The sequence below is a fragment of the Nocardiopsis dassonvillei subsp. dassonvillei DSM 43111 genome (assembly GCF_000092985.1).
In the GTDB taxonomy this organism is placed as follows: Bacteria; Actinomycetota; Actinomycetes; order Streptosporangiales; family Streptosporangiaceae; genus Nocardiopsis; species Nocardiopsis dassonvillei.
This window is the reverse complement of record NC_014210.1, coordinates 3,721,560-3,732,700: the sequence shown is the minus strand read 5'-3', so window position 1 is coordinate 3,732,700 and position 11,141 is coordinate 3,721,560. Positions and strand designations below refer to the sequence as shown.

The 11,141-nt window shown below is 74.1% G+C and carries 12 protein-coding genes and 1 riboswitch; of the genes, 3 read left to right on the top strand and 9 right to left on the bottom strand.

All coding sequences use genetic code 11. The annotated features are described in order from the left end of the window. Window positions 1–25 precede the first annotated feature (25 nt). The 3 genes from NDAS_RS15390 to thiO all read right to left on the bottom strand — a co-directional run bounded on the left by NDAS_RS15390 (window position 26) and on the right by thiO (window position 2,195). Window positions 26–784 (bottom strand): thiazole synthase, encoded by a 759-nt coding sequence (locus tag NDAS_RS15390; protein WP_013154134.1) that lies wholly within the window; start codon window positions 782–784, stop codon window positions 26–28. A 2-nt stretch (window positions 785–786) separates the two neighbouring features. Beyond that, the gene (gene thiS / locus NDAS_RS15385) at window positions 787–993 is read right to left on the bottom strand and encodes a sulfur carrier protein ThiS (protein WP_013154133.1); all 207 of its coding nucleotides are present in this window, start codon (window positions 991–993) and stop codon (window positions 787–789) included. Window positions 994–998: 5 nt separating this feature from the next. Continuing rightward, window positions 999–2,195, bottom strand: a complete 1,197-nt coding sequence (thiO, locus tag NDAS_RS15380) for a glycine oxidase ThiO (RefSeq protein ID WP_041552796.1) — start codon at window positions 2,193–2,195, stop codon at window positions 999–1,001. Then, window positions 2,164–2,275, bottom strand: a riboswitch (TPP riboswitch). Its footprint overlaps the gene before it by 32 nt. A gap of 82 nt (window positions 2,276–2,357) precedes the next feature. Here thiO and NDAS_RS15375 point away from each other — a divergent pair. Together NDAS_RS15375 and thiE are read left to right on the top strand one after the other, a co-directional pair. Continuing rightward, a complete protein-coding gene (locus NDAS_RS15375; protein WP_019610781.1) occupies window positions 2,358–2,711 on the top strand; it encodes an Rv2175c family DNA-binding protein in 354 nt (117 codons plus the stop codon). Window positions 2,712–2,791: 80 nt separating this feature from the next. Next, window positions 2,792–3,463 carry a thiamine phosphate synthase gene (thiE, locus tag NDAS_RS15370; RefSeq protein WP_041552795.1) on the top strand — a complete coding sequence of 224 codons (672 nt, stop codon included), beginning with the start codon at window positions 2,792–2,794 and terminating at the stop codon, window positions 3,461–3,463. Here the strand turns inward: thiE and NDAS_RS15365 are convergent. The 4 genes from NDAS_RS15365 to NDAS_RS15350 all read right to left on the bottom strand — a co-directional run bounded on the left by NDAS_RS15365 (window position 3,460) and on the right by NDAS_RS15350 (window position 8,136). Then, a complete protein-coding gene (locus tag NDAS_RS15365; RefSeq protein ID WP_013154129.1) occupies window positions 3,460–4,464 on the bottom strand; it encodes a zinc-binding dehydrogenase in 1,005 nt (334 codons plus the stop codon). The genes thiE and NDAS_RS15365 overlap by 4 nt on opposite strands. A gap of 149 nt (window positions 4,465–4,613) precedes the next feature. Continuing rightward, window positions 4,614–5,507, bottom strand: a complete 894-nt coding sequence (locus NDAS_RS15360; protein WP_013154128.1) for an SDR family oxidoreductase — start codon at window positions 5,505–5,507, stop codon at window positions 4,614–4,616. 100 nt (window positions 5,508–5,607) lie between these two features. Then, window positions 5,608–6,939 (bottom strand): DUF418 domain-containing protein, encoded by a 1,332-nt coding sequence (locus NDAS_RS15355; RefSeq protein WP_013154127.1) that lies wholly within the window; start codon window positions 6,937–6,939, stop codon window positions 5,608–5,610. A gap of 114 nt (window positions 6,940–7,053) precedes the next feature. Beyond that, entirely contained in the window at window positions 7,054–8,136 is a 1,083-nt protein-coding gene (locus tag NDAS_RS15350; RefSeq protein ID WP_013154126.1) for a polyprenyl synthetase family protein, read from the bottom strand. A 285-nt stretch (window positions 8,137–8,421) separates the two neighbouring features. Here NDAS_RS15350 and metF point away from each other — a divergent pair, with 285 nt between their 5' ends. Beyond that, entirely contained in the window at window positions 8,422–9,351 is a 930-nt protein-coding gene (gene metF, locus NDAS_RS15345) for a methylenetetrahydrofolate reductase [NAD(P)H] (RefSeq protein ID WP_013154125.1), read from the top strand. Here metF and NDAS_RS15340 read toward each other — a convergent pair. Both NDAS_RS15340 and bldD read right to left on the bottom strand, forming a co-directional pair. Next, window positions 9,263–9,877, bottom strand: a complete 615-nt coding sequence (locus tag NDAS_RS15340; RefSeq protein ID WP_013154124.1) for a GNAT family N-acetyltransferase — start codon at window positions 9,875–9,877, stop codon at window positions 9,263–9,265. The genes metF and NDAS_RS15340 overlap by 89 nt on opposite strands. A gap of 339 nt (window positions 9,878–10,216) precedes the next feature. Beyond that, on the bottom strand, window positions 10,217–10,711 hold the full coding sequence (bldD, locus tag NDAS_RS15335) for a transcriptional regulator BldD (RefSeq protein ID WP_013154123.1): 495 nt from the start codon (window positions 10,709–10,711) through the stop codon (window positions 10,217–10,219). Window positions 10,712–11,141: the final 430 nt, after the last annotated feature.

Genomic DNA, 11,141 nt, shown 5'->3' with positions numbered 1-11,141 from the left:
GGGGCGGGACGCGGGGCCGGGTGGCCTAACTCACGGACGGCGAGGATGCCTGGGCGTAGCGCCGCACGGGGATGCGGCCCGCCAGGCGCGCGCCGCGGCCCGCGCGTACGGCGTCGCGCATCGCGGCGGCCATGCGCACCGGGTCCTGGGCGCGGGTCACGGCCGTGGCCAGCAGGACCGCGTCGCATCCCAGCTCCATGGCCAGGGCGGCGTCGCTGGCGGTGCCGATCCCCGCGTCCACGATGACGGGCACACCGGCCTGCTCGACGATCAGCTCCAGGTTGTGCGGGTTGCGGATGCCCAGCCCCGAGCCGATCGGGGCGGCCAGGGGCATCACCGCGGCGCAGCCCACCTGCTCCAGGCGCCGGGCCAGCACGGGGTCGTCGTTGGTGTAGGGCAGCACGGTGAAGCCCTCGTCCACCAGCTGTTCGGCGGCCTCCAGCAGCTCGACGGGGTCGGGCAGCAGCGTGTGCTCGTCCGCCACCACCTCCAGCTTGACCCAGTCGGTCTCCAGCGCCTCGCGGCCCAGGCGGGCGGTGCGCACCGCGTCCACGGTGGTGAAGCATCCGGCGGTGTTGGGCAGCGCCCGGATCTTGTTGCGGGTCAGGACGTCCCACACCGACCCCCGGGTGCCGGGGGAGACCCGGCGCATCGCCACCGTGGTCAGCTCGGTTCCGGAGGCGATCAGGGCCTCCTCCAGGACCTCCAGGGAGGGCGCTCCGCCGGTTCCGGTGATCAGCCGGGACCCGAAGGAGGTTCCCGCGATCACGAGGTCGTCGTTCATGCTCAGCCTCCCTGCACCGCGGTGAGGACGTCTACGCGGTCGCCCTGGTTGAGCGGGCTCGCGGCCCACGCGGTCCGGCGCACCACCTCGTCGTTGACGGCCACGGCGACACCGCCGGGGGCCTCGGCGCCGGTCAGGTCGCGCACGACCGCTTCCACGGTCGTGTCGTCGGCGAACTCGCGGCGGTCGCCGTTGATGATCAGTTCCACTGCTACTACCTACTTGCGCGTCGTGCCGTGAAACGGCGGGCGTACTCGGGCAGGTCTCCGTCGGTCAGGGCCCGGGCCATGGCCTCCCCGGTCACCGGGGTCAGCAGGACCCCGTGCCGGAAGTGCCCGGCGGCCAGGTGCAGTCCCGGGACCCGTGTGGGCCCCAGGAGGGGCTCGTTGTCGGGCGAGCCGGGGCGCAGCCCGACGCAGGTCTCGGTGACCTCCAGCTCGCTCACCCCGGGGACGAGTTCGAGCGCGTCCCGCAGCACCTGCCAGAGCCCCCCGACGGTGAGCGAGGTGTCGTAGCCCAGCTCCTCCTGGGTGGCGCCGATGACGACCTCGCCGTCGGCGCGCGGCACCAGGTAGGTCGGGAAGCCCCGGACCAGGCCGCGGACGGTCCGGCTGACGAGCGGCGGCTCGCCCTCGGGCACCCGGGCGCGCAGCAGCTGTCCCTTGACCGGGCGCAGCGGCGGGACGACGGGTTCGGGGACCACGACGCCGTTGCCCCAGCAGCCCGCGGCCAGCACCACCTGGTGCGCGGGCAGGGTCCGCCCCGCCTCGGCCTCCCCGGCCAGGCGCACGCCCAGCCGGGAGCCCCCGGGGCCGGGGGAGAGGACCTCCCCGACCCGCCCGCGGACCTCGGTGACGCCCGCGCGTGCGCCCGCGGCGGTCAGGGCGCGCAGCAGCCGCCGCGGATCCACGGAGTGGTCGTCGGGGGCCAGGACGCCGCCGCGCACGGACGGGGCGAGCATGGGCTCCAGACGGCGGCACTCGCGTCCGGTGAGGCGCTCGGCGGCGATGCCCAGCCTCCGCTGGAGCGCGTGCAGTTCGGTGAGGACGGCCAGGTCGTCGCGGTCGAAGGCGACCAGCAGCGTGCCGGTGGCGCGGTGTCCCACGTCCAGGCCGCTGGCCTCCTCCAGTTCGGCGACGAAGTCCGCGTACATGCGGGCCGAGCGGATGCCCAGCTCCATGAGGGGCTCCTCGCCGAACGCGGCCTCGGTGGCGGGGGTCAGCATGCCCGCGGCCACGGTGGAGGCGGCGCGGGCGGGGTCGGACTCGACCAGGGTGACGCTCAGTCCGCGTTGGGCGGCGCGCCAGGCGGTGACCCGGCCGACCAGGCCGCCGCCGACCACGACGACGCGGTCGCGGTGGGGATCGTTGGAGGTGCGCACGGCTGTGGCTTCCACTCCCTTCGCCGGCATGATCCGGATCAGGTTCGTGCGGTCGGAGGCTCACAGCCTCCCTCTCAGCCGGGTCCCACCCGGCTCCCGCGGGATGTAGGGGTCTGTCCCCATTCTAGGACCCGTGGCCGACGCGCGCCGTGCCGGGGGGAAGGAGGTGCGCGGATGTGGCAGATTGGTGGTGTGACACAACGCGACATCGACACGCTCATCGGCGACTGGCTGACCCTCAAGGAGGCCGCCGCTCCGCTGGGCGTGAGCCCGAACCGGATCAAGACGCTGATCCGCGAGAACCGCATGATGGGTGTGGTCCGCGACGGCGAACTCTCCATTCCCGCCGCCTTCATCGACGGCGACGACCTGGTCAAGGGTCTGCCGGGGACGCTGCTGCTGCTCACCGACGCGGGCTTCTCCTCCGAGGAGGCCCTGCGCTGGCTGTTCACCCCCGACGACTCCCTGCCTGGCACGCCGATCCAGGCCATGCGCGAGAACCGGGGCACCGAGGTGCGCCGCCGGGCCCAGAGCCTGGCCTTCTGACCCGCGGGGAAGGGGGGAGGGGCGCGCCGCCGCGTCCCTCCCCCTTGGGTCCGAACGCGCCAGGGCCTAGGGTGGACCGTGTGAGGACCAGCCACGGAACCAGCCTGCGCAAGCGCCTGGACGCATCGCTTCTGTACCTGTGCACCGACGCCCGGACCGGTCGGGGCGACCTGGCCGAGTTCGCCGACGCGGCCCTGGCCGGGGGAGTGGACATCATCCAGCTCCGGGACAAGGGCCTGGAGGCACGCGAGGAGATCGCGGCCCTGGAGGTGATGAAGGAGGCGTGCGAGCGGTACGGCGCCCTGCTCGCGGTCAACGACCGCGCCGACATCGCCCGCGCCGTGCGCGCCGACGTCCTCCACCTGGGTCAGCGGGACCTGCCCGTGCCCATGGCCCGCGACATCATCGGCGCCGACCCCGTGATCGGCCGCTCCAACAACGACGTCGCCGCCGCGGCCGCCTCCGCCGAGGAGCCGGGCAGCGACTACTTCTGCGTCGGACCGACCTGGGCGACGCCCACCAAGCCGGGCCGCCCGGCCGCCGGGCTGGAGCTGGTGGAGGAGGCGGCCGCGCTGGGCACCGACCGCCCCTGGTTCGCCATCGGCGGGATCGACGTCGACAACATCGACCGCGTGCTGGACGCCGGGGCCCGCCGGGTCGTGGTCGTGCGCGCGATCACGGAAGCGGAGGACCCCCGGGCCGCCGCCGCCGCTCTGCGCCAGCGCCTGGCGGCCCGCGCCGCCCGGCCCTAGGGGATCAGCAGGGCCTTACCGAGCACCGCGCGCCCCTCCAGTGCGGCGTGCGCCTCGGCGGCCCGCTCCAGCGGCAGGGCCAGCCCCACGTGCGGCGTGATCCTGCCCATGCGGGCCATCTCCAGCACCATCCGCAGGGCGTCCTGCCGGTCGCCGTCGGCCTGCTTGAGGTCGAACAGGCCCAGGACCTCGATCCCGCGGCGCCCGGCCTCCTCGGTGTCCACCTCCGTGAAGCTCCCGCCCGCGGAGCCGTAGCCGACGAACCGGCCGCCGTCGGCCAGGGTCCCGAAGGCCGCCGCGCCCAGCGCGCCCCCGGCGCCGTCCAGGACCACGTCGACCCCGGCGCCGCCGGTCAGCGCGCGCACCCGCTCCGGCCAGTCCGGCTCGGAGTAGTCCACGGTCTCCTGCGCGCCCAGTTCGCGGACCAGGGCCAGCTTGGCCCCGCCCCTGGCCGCGCCGATGACCCGGGCCCCGGCCCTGCGGGCCAGCTGGACGGCCAGGGTGCCCGCCCCTCCGGCGGCCGCGGCGACCAGGACCGTGGTGCTGGGTCCGAAGCCCGCCGCCCGCTCCAGCGCCAGCGCGGTCGGCCCGTCGTGCAGCAGGGCCAGCGCCGCCCGGGGGTCCACCTCCTCGGGCACCCTGACCAGTGCCGACTCCGGGACCACGGCCCGTTCGGCGTAGCCGTCCACGGGCAGGGTGGGCCTTTCCGGCGTCCCGTCCGCGTGCCCGGTGTCGGCGACCACCGCGGCCCCCTCCCATCCCGGGTCCACGCCCGGGCCGATCCGGACCACCCGCCCGGCCACGCCCGCGCCGGGGACGTAGGGGGGAGTCACGGGGAAGTAGTCCAGCCCCCAGCCGCCGCGGACCAGGGTGTCCAGGTACATCACGTTCGCCGCGGCGACCTCCACCAGCGCCTGGCCCGGTCCCACCTCGGGCTCGGGCAGGTCCCGGACCACCAGGACCTCCGGGCCGCCGAACTCCTCGACCTGTACCGCTCGCATGCCGTTCTCCCTCGGTGCGCACCGCCTGCTTCCGACACCGCCCAGCCTCTTACCTCAATATTTGTTGAGGTCAAGGGCCGGGCGCCGGAGAGATCCACGGCACAGGGGGCGCCCCGCACGGGGCGCGGCGCGCGGGACGGGGGCCGAGGTCAGACCGCGACGTGCGACAGCGCGCTGGGATGGCGCCGCAGGAAGCCCTCGATGGACTGGGCGGGATGACCGGTCAGGTCGGGGACGGCGGGCGAGACCACGTCGAGCTCCCCGGCGGCGATCGCGGCGTAGGAGGTCACCCAGCCCTCGACCGCCCAGTCGGGGGCGCCGCCGCTGCGGCGCGACTCCAGCGCCTCCTCCAGGGTCTGGGGCACGTAGCGCACCGAGCGCCCGGTGAGCACGCCCAGTCTCTCCGCCGTCGCGCCCAGGGACAACGCCTCCGGGCCGGTGACGTCGTGGCTGGTGTCGTGCGAGGCGCGCGCGGCCACGGGGTCGGTCAGCACGGCCGCGGCCACGTCCGCCACGTCGTCGCGCGAGACCCACGCGATCCGGCCGTCACCGGCCGGGCCCCGCACCACGCCCCCGTCGTCCACCCAGTCGGGCAGCAGGTCCAGGTACAGGCTTGGTCTGAGGAAGGTGTACCGCACCCCCGTGGACCGGATGTGCGCCTCGGTGAAGAAGTGCGTGCGCGCGAACGTGAAGGTGGACGCCGGGCCCGCGCGCAGGAAGGACAGGTAGACGATCCAGGACACCCCCGCCTTGACCGCCGCGTCCACCGCGCTCACGTGGACGTCGATCCGGTCCTCGGACTCGGTGGCCGAGACCAGGAACAGCGTGTCCACCCCCCGGCAGGCCCGCTCGAAGCCCGTGGAGTCCTCGTAGGCCGCCATCGCCGCGCTGCTGCCGGGGTACTCGGGGGCGCGGTTGATGTCGCGTACGATGAGCCGCTGGGGCCTGCCCAGCCGCGCGATCCGCGCGGCGACCCGCCCGCCCAGCGCCCCGGTCGCCCCCGTGACCCCTATGGTGTGGTTTGTCGTGTGATCGTCGCCCATGACACCCCATCCTGCGTTACGAGGGCGTGCCGGACGCTGAGCGGCACGCGCCTTTTTGCGCCGCGGGGCCGGGCGCGGTCGGCGTCCCGGGGCGCCGAGGTCAGGGCGCGGGACGCTCTCCGTCCGCCGGTCCCCGTGCCCGTCCGCGCCCGACCGTGCGAACCGACGCGCTGCCGGGCTCCTCCGACTCCCGAGCGCCCCGCGCGACCGGGCGGCGGTAGGCCAGGCGGCGCAGCAGCACCTCGGCCGGTCCGCGCCTGCCCGCGCGCTCCAGGGCGTAGGACGCCGCCACCGTCACCAGCCACACGCCCACCGCGAACAGGGCCATCGACCACGAGGCGAGTTCGCCGCCCAGTCCCAGGCCCCAGGCCGCCAGGAGGGGCGCGCACAGCACCGACTGGGCCAGGTAGGCCGACAGCGAGCGCTTGCCGGTCGCCGACAGCGCGCCGACCACCGCGCCCGGTGCGCGACCGCGCCCCTGGATCCGGTGCGCCGCCAGCGCGATCAGCGCCACGTAGCCCAGGCCGCAGGCCAGCCCGGTCACCATGTGCGGCATGGTGAGCATGGCCGCCTGCGCGGGGGACAGCTCCCAGACCCCGATCTGGGTCAGGGCCAGGGGCAGCCCGCCCAGCCAGCCCACGCCGATGCCCAGGGCCGCGGTCCAGCGCAGCAGGCCCAGGTGCCCGCCCGGCTCCTCCAGGATCCGGCGGCGCGCGGCCCAGTAGCCGAGCAGGATCGCCGCGGGCACGACCATGCCCAGCAGCCCCTGGCCCAGCGTGACCAGCGGCCAGTCCAGGACGCGGGCCAGCGCGGCGCCCAGGATCGAGGTGTCGCCGATGTTGTCGGCCATCAGGTCCGTGCTGAACGCGGCCGAGGAGGAGTAGGAGGCCTCCGCGGGCATGGAGGCCAGACCCAGCAGGCTGAACGCCGCCAGCAGGGCGGCCAGCCCGGTGAACACGCCCGACCACACCAGCAGCGTGGCGTCCCTGCGTCGCAGGAACAGCCAGCCCAGGAGCAGCCCTGCCAGGCCGTAGGCGCCCAGGACGTCGCCCATCCACAGCAGCAGGGCGTGGACGAAACCGAACGCGAGCAGCCACAGGTTGCGGCGGCGCAGCAGCGCGTTCACCTCCCGCGCGGAGGAGCCCGCCGCCTCCTGGCGCCGGGCCAGCTGCACCATGCCGTACCCGAACAGGAAGGCGAACATCGGATAGCTGCGCATGTCCACCGCCGTGACGATGACGAACTGCGCGATCCGGTCCAGTACGCCGCCCGGCTCGGGGTGGACGCCGCCCCCGCTGGACGGGAGCGCCCACAGGTACCAGGCCGTGTTGGCGAGCGCGATGAACAGCAGCATGAACCCGCGCGCCAGGTCCGGTGCGAGGGCTCTCTCCCCCGCGCCGACCGGACCGCGGGAAACGGTGTGCCCAGACATGGGAGACCCCCAGGTTTCGCGATATGTCGTGTTAGCGATTCAACCGGAGCGGGCAGACGGACACAACAGGCCCCGGTGGGCGCGAACCCGGGAAAGTCCCCTAGGTAAGGACCCTCAGAAGGAGCGCGAGGTGGCGGCCACGACCAGCTGGCGCAGCGGCTCGCGGGCGGACGCGTCCAGCTCGGGGCTCTCCAGGGCCGCGACGGCCCGGTCGGCGTACTCCGCGATCATCTCCTCGCACGCGGCCAGCGCGCCCGAGCCCTCGATCAGGGAGCACATCCACTCCACCGAGGCCACCGACAGGTCCGGCGCCCCCAGCAGCGAGCGGAACCGCTCGGCGTCGGCCGCCCCGGCGCGCGCCAGGGTCTCGGCCACGACCAGCGTCCGCTTGCCCTCGCGCAGGTCGTCCCCGGCGGGCTTGCCGGTGGTGGACGGGTCGCCGAACACGCCCAGCACGTCGTCGCGCAGCTGGAAGGCGATCCCCAGCGGGATGCCGTAGTCGGTGTAGACCCCGGCCAGCTCCCCGTGGCGGCCCGCCAGGGCCGCGCCCAGGTGCAGCGGGCGCTCCACCGTGTACTTGGCGGACTTGTAGCGCATCACGCGCAGCGCCGCCTCGCGTGTGCCGGTGCCCCGCACCTGTTCCAGGGTGTCCAGGTACTGCCCGGCCATGACCTCGGTGCGCATCGCGTCGAACGGGGGCCGCCCCCGGCCCAGCACCTCCGTCGGGAAGCCGCTGGCCTGGTACATCTCATCCGACCAGGCCAGGCACAGGTCGCCGATGAGGATGGCCGCGCCCTGCCCGAAGCCCTCGCTGTCGCCGCTCCACCCCTGGTCGGCGTGCAGCTTGGCCAGCCGCTTGTGCGTGGCGGGCAGGCCGCGCCGGGTGTCGCTGTTGTCGATCACGTCGTCGTGGACGAGCGCGCACGCCTGGAGGAACTCCAGGGAGGCCGCCGCCCGCACCACCCGCTCGTCCTCGGCCGCGCCGCCCGCGCCCCGCCAGCCCCAGTAGCAGAAGGTCGGCCGCAGGCGCTTGCCGCCGGAGATCATCGCCTCCAGCGCGTCCATGGCCGGTGCCAGCTCCTCCCCGATCTCCAGCAGCTGGGCCCGGTGGCCGGCGCAGAACGAGGTCAGTTCGCGGTCCACACCGGAGCGGGCCGCGAAGACGGCGGAGGCGGACGGGGAAGAGGAAGGCACCATGACCCGCAGGTTATCGGCTGCCGGGCGCTGTCCGGTCCCGCTCCGCCCGATCGGGCCGCCTCCAGCCGTCCGCCGACACGGACGGCACCGTCACCGGCACCGCCCGCGCGGACGCGCGGGTCACCGAGGCGGGGCTGGGCCGAGCCGCGTTCCCGCACGTCGCGCCGCTCGGGAGCGGCGTTCGGGAGTGGCGTGCGCCACGGGTCTCACAGGATGGGACGGGGCCTCCGCCGCGGGGGCGTCTGACCTAAGCTGGTGCGCATGCTGGCTGCACCGACACTCCCTGTGGCGCCCCGAGGCCCGGCCCCCAGGCCGCGTCATATCCGCGAACTCCTCGACGCGGGCGAGCCGATGTTCTCCTTCGAGTTCTTCCCGCCCCGCACGCCCCAGGCGCAGGAGCGCCTGTGGCGCGCGATCAGGGAGATCGAGGCCCTCGGCCCCGCCTTCGTCTCGGTCACCTACGGCGCGGGCGGCAGCACGCGCGGGCTGACCGTGGAGACCACCGAGCGCATCGCGACCGACACCACACTGCTGCCGGTCGCGCACATGACCCTGGTCGACCACTCCGTCGCCGAGCTGCGCCACCTCGTCGGCCGCCTCGCCGACGCGGGCGTGTCCAACATGCTCGCCGTGCGGGGGGACCCGCCCGGCGACCCGGACGGGGAGTGGGTCCGCCACCCCCAGGGGCTGACCTACGCCGAGGAGCTGGTGCGCCTGATCAAGGACAGCGGCGACTTCTGCGTGGGCGTGGCCGCCTTCCCCTACAAGCACCCGCGCTCGGCCGACGTCGAGACCGACACCGACCACTTCGTGCGCAAGTGCGAGGCGGGCGCCGACTACGCCATCACCCAGATGTTCTTCGACCCCGAGGACTACCTGCGCCTGCGCGACCGGGTGGCCGCGCGGGGCTGCGAGGTGCCGATCATCCCCGAGGTCTTCCCGGTGGTGCGCACCTCGTTCATCCCGCGCTCGGAGCAGCTCTCCGGCGCTCCCTTCCCGGCCGACCTGGCCGAGAAGTTCGCCTCCTTCGGCGACGACGACGAGTCCGTGCGGGCCTTCGGCATCGAACACGCCCAGCGCATGTGCGAGCGGCTGCTGGCCGAGGGCGCGCCGGGCATCCACTTCATCACCTCGAACCGGTCCACGGCCACCAGGCAGATCTACCGGGAGATCTCCGGTCACCGGAGCCCGTCAGGGGGAGCCGGGCGGCCATGATCGAGAAGGGCTGACCGGGGCTGCCGGGGAAGCGGAAGTCCTCCAGCACCTCGGTGAACCCGCACGAGCGGTACAGGTGGCGCGCCGCGGAGGGTCCCGAACGCGTGGACAGCACCGCGGTGCGCTCCGGCCTGCCCCGGCACAGGGCGTGGAGCAGGGCGCGGCCCACGCCCCGGTTCTGCGCGTCCGGGTGGACGTGCACCTCGGCGACCTCCAGCGCGTCGGACAGGCAGCGGCGCGCCTGGCGGATCCCCGGGCCCGCGCGCAGCCCCTCCGCCACCGTGTCGTGCCACCACTGGCCGCCGTGCCCGTGGAAGCCGTAGGCGAAGCCGACCGGGAGGCCGCCGCGCACGGCCACCACCGCGCGAAAGCCCGGGTTGCGGGCGTGGCCCCTCATGACGGAGGCGCGCCCGGGCAACTGCTCCGGGGGCGGCCGCATGGCGGCCTCGTACACCTGGAGCAGCGCGGGGACGGCGTGCGTGAAGGCGGGTGGGGCCAGCTCGCGCAACTCGGTATCGGCTACCACGGGCCAAGGGTAGTTCCCCGGCCCCGCCGAGTCCCGGGATTCGCGCGAGGACGGGGTGCGCGCGGCGCCGGGCGGGGTCCTTGACGGGTCCGGCGGCCTGGGGTTAACTGGTTCGTGTCGAACAGGAGTTCGACGAACTCCGTCGGACCCCCCTCCGGCGGGAGGGCGGCGCGGTCGGGTTGGGGAGGGGAAGCCCCACGTCCGGCCGCGCCGCTCCGCCCCGTCCGCCGGCCAGTCCCCGGCCGGGCGGACACGACGAGAACCGGCGCCCCCGCGGGGGCGCCGGTTCTCGTCGAGCGGGTGCGAATCTGTTCGGTCGTCCCGGTGTCCGGGTACCGGTCAGAAGGCGTCGACCGCGCGGCGCGCCTCGGGGTCGAGGACGCCCCAGTTGATGAGCTCCTCGGTCAGGTCCCCGGGCGACTTGTCGTAGATGACCGCGAGTGAGCGCAGGTCCTCCTGGCGGATGGAGAGCACCCGCCCGTTGTAGTCACCCCGCTGGCTCTGGATCGTGGCGACGTAGCGGGACAGCGGCCCGGCCTTCTCCTGCGGCAGCTGCTGCATGCGCTCCAGGTCGATGACCAGCTTGGGCGTGGGGCCCAGCGGGGTGGGAGCCGCGCCGCCCGGCAGCAGCTCCGACATCGGCACGCCGTAGAAGTCCGCCAGCTCGGCGAGCTTCTGGACGGTGACGGCGCGGTCGCCGCGCTCGTAGGAGCCCACCACGACGGCCTTCCAGCGGCCGTGGGACTTCTCTTCCACCCCGTGCAGGGACAGGCCCTGCTGGGTGCGGATGGCACGCAGTCGCGCACCGAGGGACTTCGCGTATTCGGATGGCATCTTCTTGTCGCTCCCGGCCGTGACAGTGGCTGGCGTGGTGGGGGGACGTCCGCTCGTACTCGGCGGGCGGCCTGGGCGGTCCAGCGGATGGTCACGGGTTGCAACCCCACCCGGCAGTGGTTACAGACAGTGACGGTAGGGGGGTCTGCCTTCCAGGTCAAGCCGTTGGTGTGAAACGCGACTAATCGGTGGCCAAACCGTGCGTAAGTGAGACACCTCTCATGTCAGGACCGAGCGGGAGGAGTCGTGCGTCACGATGGCACGAAAAGCCCCTTCCTCCTGGGTATTTCAGGTTTCGGCCCCTTCGTTGCCGTATCCACTGGGTGACGACATGACCACATTTCAGGGGGTACGTGCGCGCTTGTGGTGTGATCAGAGTCACATTCGTGACCTCGGGTCATCGACCGCCTCGCGGGGGTCGCGAACGTCG